The 14367-nt window shown below is 68.1% G+C and carries 14 protein-coding genes; 8 read left to right on the top strand and 6 right to left on the bottom strand.

Annotated features, from left to right (window positions below; genetic code table 11):
• Positions 1-252: 252 nt before the first annotated feature.
• Positions 253-864: a chalcone isomerase family protein gene (locus tag ACS5PN_RS10965; protein WP_439463982.1), complete on the top strand. Its 612-nt coding sequence runs from the start codon at positions 253-255 to the stop codon at positions 862-864.
• Between the two features lie 236 nt (positions 865-1100).
• On the opposite strand, the gene gph is transcribed toward ACS5PN_RS10965, so the two are convergent.
• Both gph and alaC read right to left on the bottom strand, forming a co-directional pair.
• Positions 1101-1799, bottom strand: a complete 699-nt coding sequence (gene gph, locus ACS5PN_RS10960) for a phosphoglycolate phosphatase (protein WP_439463981.1) — start codon at positions 1797-1799, stop codon at positions 1101-1103.
• Positions 1796-3016: an alanine transaminase gene (alaC, locus tag ACS5PN_RS10955; RefSeq protein ID WP_439463980.1), complete on the bottom strand. Its 1221-nt coding sequence runs from the start codon at positions 3014-3016 to the stop codon at positions 1796-1798. The genes gph and alaC overlap by 4 nt, the downstream gene beginning before the upstream one ends.
• A 91-nt stretch (positions 3017-3107) precedes the next feature.
• On the opposite strand from alaC, the gene ACS5PN_RS10950 reads away from it, so the two are divergent.
• The 5 genes from ACS5PN_RS10950 (at position 3108) to ACS5PN_RS10930 (ending at position 10047) form a co-directional block, all read left to right on the top strand.
• Positions 3108-3773 carry an alpha/beta hydrolase family protein gene (locus tag ACS5PN_RS10950; protein ID WP_439463979.1) on the top strand — a complete coding sequence of 222 codons (666 nt, stop codon included), beginning with the start codon at positions 3108-3110 and terminating at the stop codon, positions 3771-3773.
• A gap of 46 nt (positions 3774-3819) precedes the next feature.
• Positions 3820-4728, top strand: coding sequence for a carbohydrate kinase family protein (locus ACS5PN_RS10945; RefSeq protein ID WP_439463978.1), 909 nt, complete (start codon positions 3820-3822; stop codon positions 4726-4728).
• Complete coding sequence (locus ACS5PN_RS10940; protein ID WP_439463977.1) at positions 4729-5637, top strand: pseudouridine-5'-phosphate glycosidase; 909 nt, start codon at positions 4729-4731, stop codon at positions 5635-5637. It begins immediately after the preceding gene.
• Between the two features lie 112 nt (positions 5638-5749).
• Complete coding sequence (locus ACS5PN_RS10935; protein ID WP_439463976.1) at positions 5750-6955, top strand: efflux RND transporter periplasmic adaptor subunit; 1206 nt, start codon at positions 5750-5752, stop codon at positions 6953-6955.
• A complete protein-coding gene (locus ACS5PN_RS10930) occupies positions 6952-10047 on the top strand; it encodes an efflux RND transporter permease subunit (protein ID WP_439463975.1) in 3096 nt (1031 codons plus the stop codon). The genes ACS5PN_RS10935 and ACS5PN_RS10930 overlap by 4 nt, the downstream gene beginning before the upstream one ends.
• A gap of 123 nt (positions 10048-10170) precedes the next feature.
• On the opposite strand, the gene ACS5PN_RS10925 is transcribed toward ACS5PN_RS10930, so the two are convergent.
• Genes ACS5PN_RS10925 through ACS5PN_RS10915 form a run of 3 tightly spaced genes read right to left on the bottom strand, consistent with a single transcriptional unit; the run spans position 10171 to position 11965 of the window.
• A complete protein-coding gene (locus ACS5PN_RS10925) occupies positions 10171-10644 on the bottom strand; it encodes a low molecular weight protein-tyrosine-phosphatase (protein ID WP_439463974.1) in 474 nt (157 codons plus the stop codon).
• A 5-nt stretch (positions 10645-10649) separates the two neighbouring features.
• Complete coding sequence (rpe, locus tag ACS5PN_RS10920) at positions 10650-11339, bottom strand: ribulose-phosphate 3-epimerase (RefSeq protein WP_439463973.1); 690 nt, start codon at positions 11337-11339, stop codon at positions 10650-10652.
• 23 nt (positions 11340-11362) lie between these two features.
• Complete coding sequence (locus ACS5PN_RS10915; RefSeq protein WP_439463972.1) at positions 11363-11965, bottom strand: TetR/AcrR family transcriptional regulator; 603 nt, start codon at positions 11963-11965, stop codon at positions 11363-11365.
• A 316-nt stretch (positions 11966-12281) separates the two neighbouring features.
• Between ACS5PN_RS10915 and ACS5PN_RS10910 the strand changes: the two genes are divergently transcribed.
• Positions 12282-13211 (top strand): fasciclin domain-containing protein, encoded by a 930-nt coding sequence (locus ACS5PN_RS10910; RefSeq protein WP_439463971.1) that lies wholly within the window; start codon positions 12282-12284, stop codon positions 13209-13211.
• A 67-nt stretch (positions 13212-13278) separates the two neighbouring features.
• Positions 13279-13731 (top strand): fasciclin domain-containing protein, encoded by a 453-nt coding sequence (locus ACS5PN_RS10905; protein ID WP_439463970.1) that lies wholly within the window; start codon positions 13279-13281, stop codon positions 13729-13731.
• Positions 13732-13736: 5 nt separating this feature from the next.
• Here ACS5PN_RS10905 and ACS5PN_RS10900 read toward each other — a convergent pair whose 3' ends face one another.
• Entirely contained in the window at positions 13737-14354 is a 618-nt protein-coding gene (locus tag ACS5PN_RS10900) for a DNA-3-methyladenine glycosylase I (RefSeq protein WP_439463969.1), read from the bottom strand.
• Between the last annotated feature and the right edge of the window lie 13 nt (positions 14355-14367).

The raw sequence follows: 14367 nt of genomic DNA, 5'->3' as shown, positions 1-14367 counted from the left end.
AGTTTCAGGGCTTGGCGTGCAGCCCGGGAGGAACACGGGCAACGCGGAATTTGCGCGTCAGGGCGCGCCAAGCAACATCAGGCCAGGGTTGACCAGCGACGCCAGGGCCAGGCTCCCCGGTCGCTCGACCCCGTGATGTACTTCCGCGTGATGAACATGATTTGGTCAGTGTATCAGCCGGGTTTTGGCCCTGACGCGCCATACTTCGGTTCACGAAGATGCCGCCATCGCGGCACGACAACGGAGCGAGACATGCGCGCATTCATCGTCGCGGCCCTGGTGGCCGCGGGCAGCCTGGGGGGGGCGGCGGCCTGGGCGGACACGGTCGAAGTGGCCAATGTGAAGTACGAGACGGGCATGGACCTGGCCGGCCAGAAGCTGGTGCTCAATGGGGCCGGCGTGCGCTACAAGGCCATTTTCAAAGTCTACACCGCAGGCCTGTACCTGACGCACAAGGCCAGCACGACGCAGGAAGTGCTGGCCGCGCCCGGTCCCAAGCGCATCCACATCTCGATGCTGCGCGACATCGACGGCAACGAGCTGGGCAAGCTCTTCACCAAGGGCATGGAAGCCAACGCCCCGCGCGATGAGTTCATCAAGTGCATCAACGGCGTGCTCAAGCTCAGCGAGGTCTTCGCCAGCCGCAAGCAGCTCAACACCGGTGACAGCTTCTCGGTCGACTATGTGCCGGGCCTGGGCTCGACCCTGCTGCTCAATGGCAAGCCCTTGATGACCGAGCCCATCAAGGAGCCCGAGTTCTTCTCGGCCCTGCTGCGCATCTGGCTGGGCGACAAGCCGGCCGACGACGCGCTGAAGGACGCCCTGCTCGGCGTGGCTAAGAAGTCGCGCCGCAGCGGAAACTGACCACCCCTCGCCCAGCCTCGCATCGCTGAACGCGAGCGAGTCTGGTCGGGACCACGCTGCGGCCAGAGCCCGCAGCGCTTCGGCACGCACGGCGAGTCCTCAGGACTCGCCATGTCCGGCCTCAGCCCCCGAGGGGACGGCGATGCTTGCGGCATCGAGCCGCAAGCACATCGCCGGAGCGGGCCGGCTAGGTGAACTGGAGTCGGACACAAGCAGTCCCTGCGGACTGCTTGTGCCTACGGAAGGCCGTGGGCCTCTGGCCCATGGCAGGCCCGGCGCTCGGCCCGCAAAAACGAAATCTCGTCGAGGCGGTCAACGTGCTGCAGCGCCGCCACGGCGCGGATGTCCTCGCCGTGGTTGTAGCCATAGGTCACCAGCACCACGGGACAGCCGGCCGCATGCGCGGCCTCGGCGTCGTTGCGCGAGTCACCGATCATCCAGGTGGCTGAAGGTGGCTGACCCAGGGCCTCGCAGGTCTTGATCAGCGGCAGCGGATCGGGCTTCTTGCGCGCGAAGGCGTCGCCGCCGAAGACGTGGGCGAAGTAGCCGTCCAGCCCCTTGCGCCTGAGCAACTCACGCGCCGGCGCGCCCGGCTTGTTGGTCAGCACGGCCAGCGGCAGGCCCAGGGCCCGCAAACGCTCCAGTCCCTCGACGACGCCCGGGTAGATGGCGGCGTGCTCGCCATTCACGGCGGCGTAGTGCTGCTGGTAGAGCGCCCAGGCCCGGTCGAACAGCGCCGCATCGGCGCCCACATGGGCCAGCGTCGTGCGCACCAGGTGCTCGCTGCCGCGGCCGATGGTGTGCTCGATGAAGTCGCGCGTGACCGGCGGCAGGCCGAGGTCAGACAGCATCCGGCCCAGCACGGCGACGAAGTCGCCCAGGGTGTCGATCAGCGTGCCGTCAAGGTCGAGGATGAGGGCTTGCGGCTGGGTCATGGCTTCAGCACCCCATCGGCCTTGAACATCGCCTTGATGCCCCGCACCGCCTGGCGGATGCGCGACTCGTTCTCGATCAGCGCAAAGCGCACATGGCCGTCGCCGTGGTCGCCGAAGCCGATGCCGGGCGACACGCAGACCTTGGCCTTTTCCAGCAGCTGGCGGGCGAACTCCAGCGAGCCCAGCTCGCGATAGGGCTCGGGGATGCGGGCCCAGATGTACATGCTGGCCTTGGGGCAGTCGACCTGCCAGCCGGCTTCGATGAGCCCCTTGTGGAGCACGTCGCGGCGGCGCTGGTAGCTGGCGCAGATGTCCGCTACGCATTGCTGGTCGCCTTCGAGCGCGGCGATGGCCGCGACCTGCAGCGGCGTGAAGGTGCCGTAGTCGTGATAGCTCTTGATGCGGGCCAGGGCCGCGACGAGGTCGGGGTTGCCGACCATGAAGCCGACGCGCCAGCCGGCCATGTTGTAGCTCTTGCTCAGCGTGAAGAACTCGACCGCCACGTCCTTGGCGCCGGGCACCTGCATGATGGACGGCGCCACATAGCCGTCATAGACGATGTCGGCGTAGGCCAGGTCATGCACGACCAGGATGTCGTGCCTCTTGGCCAGGGCCACGACGCGCTCGAAGAAGGCCAGGTCCACGCACTGCGCCGTCGGGTTGGACGGGAAGCCGAAGACCATCATCTTGGGCTTGGGGTAGCTGCCGCGGATGGTGCGCTCCAGTTCGGCGAAGAAGTCGACCTCGCTGCTGACCGGGATGGCGCGGATGTCGGCGCCGGCAATGACGGCGCCGTAGATGTGGATGGGATAGCTGGGGTCGGGCACCAGCACGGTGTCGCCGCGGTCCAGCGTGGCCAGCATCAGGTGCGCCAGGCCCTCCTTGGAGCCGATGGTGACGATGGCCTCGCTGTCGGGGTTGATGTCGACGCCGTAGCGGCGCTGATACCAATGCGCGATGGCGCGGCGCAGGCGCGGGATGCCCTTGCTGGCCGAGTAGCCGTGGGTGTCGGGTCGCTGGGCGACCTCGGTGAGCTTGGCGACGATGTGCGCCGGCGTGGCCCCGTCGGGGTTGCCCATGCTCATGTCGATGATGTCCTCGCCACGCCGGCGGGCCGCGAGCTTGAGCTCGGCCGTGATGTTGAAGACGTAGGGCGGGAGGCGGTCGATGCGCGCGAAACGGCGCTTGCCGCCGGAGGCGGAAGAGGGAGAAGTCATTGGCGGTCTACGTAAGCGCCCGGAACCGTCCGAGCGACGTGGGCAGCGTGGCGCTGCACCGCGGCCGACTCTAGCGCACTAAGCTCGCCCCATGAGCGAAGTCGAACCCCTGCGACTGAAGGTCGATGCCGACACGGCGGTCTCGGCCCTGTGGCTGCAACCGCTGCAGCCGCGCGCCGCCTATGTGTTCGCCCATGGCGCCGGCGCCGGCATGCACCACAGCTTCATGGCCGAGCTGTCGCAGGCCCTGTTCGACCAGGCGGTCGCGACGCTGCGCTACCAGTTTCCCTACATGGAGAAGGGCTCCAAGCGGCCCGACACGCCGGCCGTGGCCCATGCGGCCGTGCGTGCCGCGGTGGCGGCGGCACACAAGCGGCTGCCCGACGCGCCGCTGTTCGCCGGCGGCAAATCCTTTGGCGGCCGCATGACCTCCCAGGCCCAGGCGGCCGGGCTTCTGCCTGGTGTGCGCGGGCTGGTCTTTGTCGGCTTTCCCCTGCATCCGGCTGGCAAGCCGGGCATCGACCGCGCCGCACACCTGGCCGAGGTCAAGCTGCCCATGCTTTTCCTGCAGGGGACGCGCGACGAACTGGCCGAGCTGGCGTTGTTGAAGGGGGTCGTCCAGGGACTGGGCGACAAGGCCACTTTGCATCTGGAGGACGACGCCGACCACGCCTTCCATGTGCGTGCGCGCAGCGGCCGCAACGACAAACAGGTGGTCCTGGCATTGGCGGCGGCGATGGCGGCCTGGCTTCCCTAGCGCAAGCCCGGGGCGGCGCGTTCGCGCGGCTTCCTAGAATCGGGCGATGAATACCACTGCCGCCCCCATCGTCTGCATTGGCGGCCTCAACATCGACCGCAAGCTCAAGCTGCTGGCCAGCGCCCTGGGCGGGTCGTCCAACCCCTGCGAGTCCCATGAAACCCCGGGCGGCGTCGTGCGCAACGTCGCCGAGAACCTGGCCCGACTGGGCCTGCCCGTGGCCCTGGTCGCGGCCGTGGGCGACGATGCCGGTGGCCGCATGCTGCTGGAGCAGGCCGCCGCCGTCGGCATGGATACGCGCGCCGTCATCCGCCTGCGCCGCCACGCCAGCGACAGCTACACGGCTGTGCTGGCGCCCGACGGCAGCCTGGAACTTGGCCTGGCCGCCATGCCCCTGGTGGAAAGCCTGAACCCATGGGCGCTCGAGGCCAGCAAGGCCTTGCGCGCCACGGCCGCTCTTGTCGTCGCGGATGGCAATCTGCCCACCGACGCCTGGCCGCTGCTGCTGGGCGAGGCGCGGGCCAGCGACATCCCGCTGGTCTGCGTCGCCGTGTCCGAGGCCAAGATGGAGCGCCTGCCGCACGATCTGCAAGGACTGCACATGCTGATCATGAATGCCGGCGAATTGGCCACGATCGCGATCGATCCCTTCGCGGCTTTCGCCGACCTGCATGCGCGCGGCGTGGCCTGCGTGCTGGTGTCGCGCGGCGAGGCGGGCCTGACGCTCAGCTGCGTCGGCGACGGCGTTCGCCACTGGCCGGCGCCTCAGGTCCACGTGGTCGACGTGACGGGCGCGGGCGACGCGCTGTCGGCCGGCGTCTGTGCGTCGCTGTTGCGCGCACCGAACGACTTCGACACGGCCGCCCGTCTGGGCCTGGATCTGGCCGCGCTGACGCTGCAGACCGAGGACAGCGTCCACCCCGACTTGACCCCCAGTTTCCTGACCGACCGATAAATGAACGAACTCATCCAGCTCTCCCCCGAAGTCGCCGCCGCCCAGGCCGACGGCCGCCCCGTCGTGGCCCTCGAATCGACCATCATTGCCCACGGCATGCCCTGGCCGCAGAACCTGGACACGGCCCGCGAAGTCGAGGACGTCATCCGCGCCGAGGGTGCCGTGCCGGCCACCATCGCCGTCATCGGCGGCCGCATCCGTGTCGGCCTGACTCCCGACGAGCTGCAGCAACTTGCCCAGTCGCCCGATGCGATGAAGCTCAGCCGCCGCGACCTGCCCTTCGCCATCGCCACCGGCCGCCTGGGCGCGACAACGGTGGCCGCCACCATGATCTGCGCCCATCTGGCCGGCATCGAGGTCTTCGTGACCGGCGGCATCGGCGGCGTTCACCGTGGTGGCGCCGAGAGCTTTGACATTTCGGCCGACCTGCAGGAGTTGGCGCACACGCCGGTGGCCGTCGTCTGTGCGGGGGCCAAGTCCATCCTCGACCTGGGCCTGACGCTGGAATACCTGGAGACCCACGGCGTGCCGGTGCTGTCGGTGGGCCAGGACAACTTCGCCGCCTTCTTCACGCCCGACAGCGGCCTCAAGGCCGACTTCCGCATGGACGGCGCCGATGAACAGGCGCGCTTCATCCGAGCCAAATGGGCGCTCGGCCTGCACGGCGGCGTGGTGGTCAGCAATCCGGTGCCCGCGGCCCAGGCCATGCCGCGCGAAGAGATCGATGCCATCACGGCCCAGGCCCTGGCCGAGGCGGACGCACAAGGCATTGCTGGCAAGGCCATCACGCCCTTCCTGCTGGCCCGCATCAAGGCCCTGACCGGCGGCCGCAGCCTGGCCACCAATATCGCCCTGGTGAAGCACAACGCCGTCGTCGGAGCGCGGCTGGCACGCGCGCTGCAACGTTAGCGCGCCTCCCGCGCATGAACAGGCCAGCAATCTGCGAGCAAAAGAGGGCAGATAAGCTGGCGTGTTTTTCCCGTCAATCCCCATTACTTTTGGCAGGCCCAGCCTCATGCGCGTGACCTCTCCCCTGAACCTTTGTGGCCTCGTGGTGGCCGTCGCGGCCGTGCTGGCGGGTTGTGGGCGCAAGGCCGATGCCGAAGGGGGCGCAGCGGCGTCGGCGCCGGGCGGCGGCGCCAGCGCGCCGGCCCAGGTGGTGGGCGTCGTCAAGGTGCAGCAGGCCGACGTGCCCATCACCGTCGAGGCCAGCGGCACCGTGACGGCCCTGCAGAGCGTGGACCTGCGCGCGCAGACCACGTCCACCGTCGCCCAGGTCCTGGTCAAGGACGGCCAGAACGTGCGCAAGGGCGACCTGCTGTTCCGCTTCGACGACCGCGCCGACCGTGCCGCGCTGGAGAAGGCCAAGGCTCAGCTGGCCCGCGACCGCGCCGCCCAGGCCGACCTGGAACGCCAGCTCAACCGCGCCAAGGAACTGAAGGCCCAGAACTTCATCGCCCAGAACGCCGTCGACACGGCCCAGGCCAATTTCGATTCGGGCCTGGCCCTGATCCGCAGCGACGAGGCCGCCGTGCAGGCCGCCCAGGTCACCGCGGGCTACAACGAGCTGCGCGCCCCCATCAACGGCCGCGCCGGCATCGTCAGCGTCTTCCCGGGCAGCCTGGTGCAGGCCAATGCGACGGCCCTGCCCCTGGTCAACATCGCCCAGCTCGACCCCATCAGCATCGCCTTCAACCTGCCGGAGACGCAGCTGGGCACGCTGCTGGAGGCCACGCGCGCCGGCCGCCTCGACGTGGAGGCCTTGCCGCCCCCCGGTTCGGCGCGCGGGGCCGCCTCCGTCAAAGGCCATATCACCGTTGTCGACAACCTGGTCGACACGACGACCGGCACCATCAAGGTCAAGGCCGAGTTCGACAACAAGGCCCAGGCCCTGTGGCCGGGTCAGTACCTGCGCGTGCGCGTGACGCTGCGCACCTTGAAGGGCGCCACTGTCATACCGCAGGTCGCCGTCATCCTGCGCGGCAATGAGCGCTTCGTCTATGTCGTGGCCGCCGACAACACGGCCAAGCTGCTACCGGTGCAGTTGCGCCAGGGCATGGGTGAGCAGGTCGTTGTCGAGGGCTTGCAGCCCGGCCAGCAGGTCGTCGTCGACGGCAAGCAGAACCTGCGCCCCGGCACGCCGGTGAAGCTGCAGGCACCGGTCGTCAAGCCCGCCAGCCTGGCCGCTTCGGCGGCATCGGCTCCGGCCTCCGGAGCCGCCCAATGAGGCTGACGGAGCTTTTCATCCGCAGGCCGGTCATGACCGTCCTGCTGAACATCTCGCTGGTCATCGCCGGCCTGGCAGCCTGGAGCCGCATCCCGGTCGCAGCGCTGCCGTCCTACAACACGCCCATCATCAATGTGGGCGCCTCGCTGCCCGGCGCCTCGCCGGAGACCATGGCCTCGTCGGTGGCCCTGCCGCTGGAGAAGCAGTTCTCCACCATCGCCGGCCTGCAGACCATCTCCTCCGTCAACACCCTGGGCAACACCTCCCTCACGCTGGAGTTCGACCCCTCGCGCGACATCGACGCCGCCGCCGTTGACGTGCAGGCTGCGCTGTTCCGCTCGCTGCGCGCCCTGCCGGCCGAGATGACGTCGCCGCCGAGCTACCGCAAGGTCAACCCGGCCGACGCGCCGGTGCTGCTGGTGGCGCTGACGTCGCCGTCCATCAACCTGTCCGACCTGAACGACTACGCGGAGAACCTGCTGTCGCCCGGCCTGTCGACCATCGACGGCGTGGCCCAGGTGTCCATCTTTGGCCAGAAGCGCTTCGCCGTGCGCATCAAGGCCAGGAACGAGCTGCTGAACCAGCGCAACATCACGCTGGAGGAGCTGCAGAACGCCATCCGCGGCGCCAACGCCAACACGCCGGTGGGCGTGCTGGACGGTGCGCGCCAGACCCTCACCATCCAGGCCAACAAGCAGCTGAAGAACGCCCGCGAGTTCGGCGCCATCGTTGTCGCCTCGCGCAACGGTGCGCCGGTCTATCTGCGCGACGTGGCCGATGTGCAGGACAGCTTCGAGACCGTGAAGAGCTTCGGCAGCTTCCAGGGCGAGCGCTCCATCGTGCTGGCCATCCAGCGCCAGCCCGACGCCAACACCGTCAAGGTCGTCGATGCCGTCAAGGCCATGCTGCCGCGCTTCGCGGCGCAGATGCCGGCCTCCATCAAGATGGACACGCTGAACGACCGCTCGGTGTCCATCCGCGAGTCCCTGCACGACGTCTACTTCACGCTGGCCCTGACCGTCGTGCTGGTCGTGATGGTCATCTTCATCTTCCTGCGCCGCGCCATCGCGACGCTGATCCCGACGCTGTCCTTGCCGATCTCGCTGATCGGCGCGCTGACCCTGCTGTTCGCGCTCGGCTATTCGCTGGACAACATCTCGCTGCTGGGCATCACGCTGGCCGTGGGCCTGGTGGTGGACGACGCCATCGTCATGCTGGAGAACATCCACCGCCACATCGAGGACGGCATGGCGCCGTTCGAGGCGTCGATACGTGGCGCCCGCGAGATGGCCTTCACCATCCTGTCGATCTCGATCTCGCTGGTGGCGGTGTTGATCCCGATCTTCTTCATGCCCGGCGTCATCGGCCTGCTCTTCCACGAGTTTGCCGTCGTCGTGTCCCTGTCCATCCTGGTCTCGGCCGTCGTGTCGCTGACGCTGGTGCCCATGCTGTGCAGCCGCCTGCTCAAGCATCACGAGCATACCGAGGAAGGCTGGCTGGGCCGCTATTTCGAGCGCGGCTTCAACTGGGTGCTGGACGGTTACACGCGCACCCTGGACATCGCGCTGCGCCACCGCTGGTGGGTCATCGGCCTGGCCGTCGTCAGCTTCGCGGCCACGGTCTGGTTCTACATCGTCATCCCCAAGGGCTTCTTCCCCGAGGAAGACATTGGCCAGATCCAGGGCAGCACCGAGGCCGCCGAGGACATCTCCTTCACGGCCATGACGCTGCTGCAGGAGCGTGTCGCGGCCATCGTGCAGGGCGACCCGGCCGTGGCCAGCGTGTCGGCCGGCATCGGCGGCGGTGGCAGCGCCACCAACACGGGTCGTCTCTTCATCAACCTCAAGCCCCGCAAGGATCGCGAGGCCATGCCCCAGGTGCTGGAGAGCCTGCGCAAGAAGCTGCGCGTGGTGCCTGGCATCGCCGTCTACCTGCGCCCGGTGCAGAACCTGCAGCTCGGCGGCCGCCAGAGCAAGAGCCGCTACCAGTACACCCTGCAGTCGGTGTCTGCCGGCGAGCTGAACTCTTGGTCGGTCAAACTGCAGGACAAACTGCGCGAGGACAAGCGCTTCCGCGACGTGACCAGCGATTCGCAGCTGCGCGGCCTGCAGGCCAACCTCATCATCGACCGCGAGCGGGCTTCCGTGCTGGGCGTGCAGATGGGCGACCTGCGCAACGCCCTCTACGACGCCTTCGGCGAGCGCCAGGTGTCCAGCATCTATGCCGAGAGCAACACCTACCAGGTCATCATGGAGGCCAGCGACCCCGATCGCGCCAGCGAGGATGCCTTCGACAAGATCTATCTGCGCGGCCGCAACAACGCCCAGGTACCGCTGAGTGCCTTCGCCACCGTGCAGCGCGGCCTCGGCCCCACGGCCGTCAACCACCAGGGCCAGCTGCAGGCCATCACCATCAGCTTCAACCTGGCGCCCAATGTGCCGCTGGGCGACGCCACCGGGGCGCTGGAGGGCTATGCGCGCGAGATCCAGCTGCCGGCCAGCGTCATCACCAGCTATGGCGGCGATGCGGCGGTGTTCAAGGACTCGCAGGGCGGCCAGCTGCTGCTGATCGGCCTGGCGCTGGCCGTCATCTATGTGCTGCTGGGCGTGCTCTACGAGAGCTATATCCACCCCATCACCATCCTGGCCGGCCTGCCTTCGGCGGCGGTGGGCGCGCTGATCACGCTGCAGCTCGCCGGCATGGAGCTGACCATCATCGCCACCATCGGCATCGTCATGCTGATCGGCATCGTGAAGAAGAACGCCATCATGATGATCGACTTCGCGCTGGACGCGCAGCGCAGCCAGAACATGACGCCGGCCGAGGCCATCCGCGAGGCCTGCGTGCTGCGCTTCCGGCCCATCATGATGACGACGTTCGCCGCACTGATGGGCGCCCTGCCCATCGCGCTGGGACTGGGCGCCGGGGCTGAGTTGCGCCAGCCCCTGGGCCTGGCCGTGGTGGGCGGCCTGATCCTGTCCCAGGCCGTGACCCTCTACATCACGCCGGTCATCTTCCTGGCGCTGGACCGCTTCAGCGGCACGGGGCCGGATGTTCGTGAAGTCGCCGACTTCGCCAGCAAGGCGGCCTAGATTTAGCCCACCCCTACCGCGGCGGAGCCGCGGCCCCTCAAGGGGCACTGCTAGTGGCCCGGCAAAGCCGGTTCCACTGCAGTCGCTGAGTAGTTCGGAAGAGGGCGTTTCAAGCCCCGCTGTTCAGCTGAACTTGAGGCGCCCCTCTCGCGCGGCCATCTGCAGGCTGCCTGCGGCGCGCTCGATCATGGCGATGACGGCATCGAAGCCGGCGACCGGGCCGAAATAGGGGTCGGGGATGTCCTCGCCGGCCATCTCCGGCACGAAGTCGGTCAGCAGCAGGATGCGGGCGTGGTGCTCGGGTGCGGCTTTCTTGCGCAGGGCCGCCACATGCTCGACCTCCATGGCCAGCACCAGGTCGTATTGGCCCAGTTGCTCGGGCTCGACGCGGCGCGAGCGCCATTTGCGCTCCAGGCTGTACTTGTGTCGCTCCAGCGCGGCGGCCGCTCGGGCGTCCACCGGGCCGCCGCGCGGGTCGGCGTGCACGCCGGCGGAGGCGATGGTCTTGAATACATCACCGAGGCGGGCCTTGAAGATGGCCTCGGCCATCGGCGAGCGGCAGATGTTGGCGGTGCAGACGAGGAGGACGGCGGCCATGACGTTCAGGCGGCGAGTTGTTGACGCATGGCGTCGATGACGGCCTTGTAGTCCGGCTTGCCGAAGATGGCCGAGCCGGCGACGAAGGTGTCGGCGCCTGCGTTGGCGATCTCGCGGATGTTGTCGATCTTGACGCCGCCGTCGATCTCCAGGCGGATGTCGCGGCCGGACTTGTCGATGATCTCGCGCACGCGCTGAAGCTTCTGCAGCGACGACGGGATGAAGCTCTGGCCACCGAAGCCCGGGTTGACGCTCATCAGCATGATGAGGTCCACCTTGTCGATGACCCACTCCAGCACGTCCAGTGGCGTGGCCGGGTTGAACACCAGGCCGGCCTGCTTGCCTTCGCCCTTGATGAGCTGCAGCGTGCGGTCCACATGGGTGCTGGCATCGGGGTGGAAGGTGACCATGTCGGCGCCGGCGCGGCAGAAGGCCTGGGCCAGGCTGTCGACGGGTTGCACCATCAGGTGCACGTCCAGGATGGCCGGCGTGCCGTCGGGCTTGACGGCGTGCTTGCGCAGCGCCTCGCAGATCATGGGCCCGAACGTCAGGTTGGGCACGTAATGGTTGTCCATCACGTCGAAGTGGATCCAGTCGGCGCCGGCGGCCAGCACGTTCTTCACTTCCTCGCCCAGGCGGGCGAAGTCGGCGGACAGGATGCTGGGGGCGATCAGGTGTTGGCGTGCGGCAGGCATGGGCCGCATTCTAGGGACGGACCCTAGGCGCCCAGCCCCCGGAAGCAGTGGTCCACCAGCCAGGCAACCACCTGCTCGTCAGCGTAGCTGCCGCCCGCGCGCAGTGCGCCCAGGACGGGGTCGCAGGCGCGCGCGTACAGCATGTACAGCACCAGCTCAGGCGGCAGCGCCCGGTCCAGCCGGCCCTCGGCCTGCGCCTCGGTGATCCAGGCACCCAACTCGTCGGACAGCTGGATCAGCCGGTCCGTGTAGGCCTTGTCGGCCATCAGCACCGAGCGCAGCGACGAGCTCTGCGCCGGCAGCGCCGGCATCTGGCCCGCGATCTGCTGCTCGTAGGCCCAGCGAGCCAGGGCCTTGAGACGGGCGACAGCGTCGAGTTCGGAGCCGCGCAGCCGTGCCACCTCTTCCAGCGCGCGATCCAGCACGCGCACCATGGCCGCGGCTGCCAGCTCCTCTTTGGAGGTGAAGTGCTTGTAGAGGCTGGCCTTGCCAATGCCCACGTCGGCGACCACCTCGTCCACCGTCATGGCTTCGAAGCCCTTCTCGGCAAGCAGGCGGTTCACCGACGCCACGATGGCCTCCTCGCGGGCGCGCAGCACCTGTTCCTTGAAGCTCGGTCTGACCATGGGCGCATTCTAGGCAGGCCGGTCCATGGCGGACTTGCAAGTCGCTTACAGAACGAAGCAATTCGTTAATAGACCATGGTGTTGACTTTGGGAACTGAGTAGTTCACATTCTGCACCGTGCAGTCTTGATCGATTTACCGATGCGACACAAGTTCACGCCAGCGCTGCCGCGGCCCCAGCCGCCGCCCAGCGGCCAGTGCCGCTTGCCAGGGCAGCGCCCGGGCGGCTGAAGGCCACCACTTCTTTGCTTCTTTTCGTTGCGGCGCCCCGCGAGGCGCCGTGGTTGGTCTCGTTCCCTCGTTTTCAGGAGGTTCCCATGCTTGTCACGACCTGGTTGAAGCGCCTCGGCCTGGCGCTGATGTTCAGCGGCCTGAGCGCCTGCGGCGGCAGCGATGCCGAGCCCGACATCGTGCAGACCGCGCAGGCCGACGCCCGTTTCAGCACGCTGGTGGAGGCCGTCCAGGCGGCCGATCTGGCCGGCACGCTGGCCGGCCCCGGCCCATTCACGGTTTTCGCGCCCACCAACGATGCCTTCGCGGCCCTGCTGGCGGAGCTGGGCATCACCAAGGCCCAGTTGCTGGCCGACAAGGCGCTGCTGACCCAGGTGCTGCAGTACCACGTGCTGGCCGGACAGGTCCCCAAGGCTGCGGTGCCGCTGGGCAAGCCCATCACGCCGCTGCAGGGCGGCATCTTCAAGGTCGACGCCGTCGGCAGCGACCTCGTCATCACCGACGGCCGCAACCGCACCGCCAAGATCACGGCCACCGACATCCATGCCAGCAATGGCGTCATCCATGCCATTGACCGCGTGCTGCTGCCGGCCAACAAGACCATCGTGGCCACGGCCCAGAGCGTGCCCGACTTCAGCATCCTGGTGGAAGCCGTCGTCGCCGCGGGCCTGGTGGACACCCTCAATGGCAACGGACCCTTCACGGTGTTCGCACCCACCAACGCCGCCTTCGCCAAGCTGCTGGCCGAACTCGGCGTCACCAAGGAGCAGCTGCTCGCCAACAAGCCGCTGCTGGTCCAGGTGCTCACCTACCACGTGCTGCCCAGCCGTGTGCTGAAGGCGGAGGTGCCGGTTGGTGCGCCCATCGCCACGGTGCAGGGCCAGACCTTCACGGTGGACTCCAGCCTCGCCATCACCGATCAGCGCGGCCGCAAGGCGAGCATCACCGCCACCGATGTGCTCGCCCGCAACGGCGTCATCCACGTCATCGACACCGTCATCCTGCCCAGGCCCTGAGTTTCTTCCCCGGGCCCGTCGGGCCCGGTCTTCACTGCCCCCCCGGTACAACCCCAGGAGTTCTCCCATGAAGCGTTATCTCGCCATTTGCGCCCTGTCCCTGCTCTCGGCCGTCGCCCAGGCCAAGGACATCGTCGACACCGCCGTTGCCGCCGGCAACTTCAAGACGCTGGCCACCGCGCTGCATGCAGCCGGCCTGGTCGACACCCTCAAGGGCCCCGGCCCGTTCACGGTGTTCGCGCCCACCGACGCGGCCTTCGCCAAGATCCCCAAGGCCGACCTCGATGCGTTGCTCAAGGACAAGTCCAAGCTGACGGCCGTGCTGACCTACCACGTCGTGCCCGGCAAGGTGATGGCCAAGGACGTCAAGGCCGGCAAGGTCAAGACAGTGCAGGGCAGCGAGCTGACAGTCAGCACGAGCGGCGGCGTGATGGTGGACAACGCCAAGGTCACGGCGACGGACATCGCCGCCGACAACGGCGTCATCCACGTCATCGACAGCGTCGTGATGCCGAAGTGAGCGGCCTAGCCGGGACGGCGGAAGGCCTCGCGGGCCTTCTGCGCTTCGGTCCAGTGGTGGCAGCCGGGCTGGTGGTCGTTGATCAGGCCCATGGCCTGCATCAGCGCATGCATTGTGGTCGGGCCGACGAACTTCCAGCCGCGCTTCTTCAGGTCCTTGGACAGGGCCTCTGATGGCTCAGACGTGGCGAGGTTGTGGGCCACCGAGTTCTTGGGTGGCTCGAAACGCCACAGGTAGGCGGCCAGCGAGCCTTCGGATGCCACCAGCTCCACGCAGCGCCCGGCGTTGTGGATGGCCGCCTCGATCTTGCCGCGGTGGCGCACGATGCCCGCGTCGGCCAGCAGGCGGTTCACTTCCTTGTCGCCGAACTTCGCCACCTGGTGGTAATCGAAGCCGGCGAAGGCGGCGCGGAAGGCCTCGCGCTTGTTCAGGATGGTCCGCCACGACAAGCCGCTCTGGAAGCCTTCCAGGCAGAGCTTCTCAAACAGCCGGAAATCGTCGGCCACCGGGCGGCCCCATTCCTCATCGTGGTACTTCAGATAGATGTCGTCACCGGGCGCGGCGGCGCACCAGGCGCAGCGCGGCCGGCCGTCGGGGGGCAGGTAGAGGGGGCGGGGCGGCATGGGAAGTTCTTCC

Origin of the sequence: Roseateles sp. NT4 (assembly GCF_051857475.1) — a bacterium.
Taxonomy (GTDB): domain Bacteria; phylum Pseudomonadota; class Gammaproteobacteria; order Burkholderiales; family Burkholderiaceae_C; genus Pelomonas.
This window is presented reverse-complemented; position numbering and strand designations above follow the sequence as displayed.

What these genes read in the sequence shown, in the direction of transcription:
- gph (WP_439463981.1), bottom strand. Translation starts at nt 1,799, where the DNA reads ATGACCCAGCCGCAAGCCCTCATCCTCGACCTTGACGGCACGCTGATC.
- ACS5PN_RS10930 (WP_439463975.1), top strand. Translation starts at nt 6,952, where the DNA reads ATGAGGCTGACGGAGCTTTTCATCCGCAGGCCGGTCATGACCGTCCTG.
- ACS5PN_RS10950 (WP_439463979.1), top strand. Translation starts at nt 3,108, where the DNA reads ATGAGCGAAGTCGAACCCCTGCGACTGAAGGTCGATGCCGACACGGCG.
- ACS5PN_RS10925 (WP_439463974.1), bottom strand. Translation starts at nt 10,644, where the DNA reads ATGGCCGCCGTCCTCCTCGTCTGCACCGCCAACATCTGCCGCTCGCCG.
- ACS5PN_RS10910 (WP_439463971.1), top strand. Translation starts at nt 12,282, where the DNA reads ATGCTTGTCACGACCTGGTTGAAGCGCCTCGGCCTGGCGCTGATGTTC.
- ACS5PN_RS10915 (WP_439463972.1), bottom strand. Translation starts at nt 11,965, where the DNA reads ATGGTCAGACCGAGCTTCAAGGAACAGGTGCTGCGCGCCCGCGAGGAG.
- ACS5PN_RS10940 (WP_439463977.1), top strand. Translation starts at nt 4,729, where the DNA reads ATGAACGAACTCATCCAGCTCTCCCCCGAAGTCGCCGCCGCCCAGGCC.
- ACS5PN_RS10965 (WP_439463982.1), top strand. Translation starts at nt 253, where the DNA reads ATGCGCGCATTCATCGTCGCGGCCCTGGTGGCCGCGGGCAGCCTGGGG.
- alaC (WP_439463980.1), bottom strand. Translation starts at nt 3,016, where the DNA reads ATGACTTCTCCCTCTTCCGCCTCCGGCGGCAAGCGCCGTTTCGCGCGC.
- ACS5PN_RS10945 (WP_439463978.1), top strand. Translation starts at nt 3,820, where the DNA reads ATGAATACCACTGCCGCCCCCATCGTCTGCATTGGCGGCCTCAACATC.
- rpe (WP_439463973.1), bottom strand. Translation starts at nt 11,339, where the DNA reads ATGCCTGCCGCACGCCAACACCTGATCGCCCCCAGCATCCTGTCCGCC.
- ACS5PN_RS10900 (WP_439463969.1), bottom strand. Translation starts at nt 14,354, where the DNA reads ATGCCGCCCCGCCCCCTCTACCTGCCCCCCGACGGCCGGCCGCGCTGC.
- ACS5PN_RS10905 (WP_439463970.1), top strand. Translation starts at nt 13,279, where the DNA reads ATGAAGCGTTATCTCGCCATTTGCGCCCTGTCCCTGCTCTCGGCCGTC.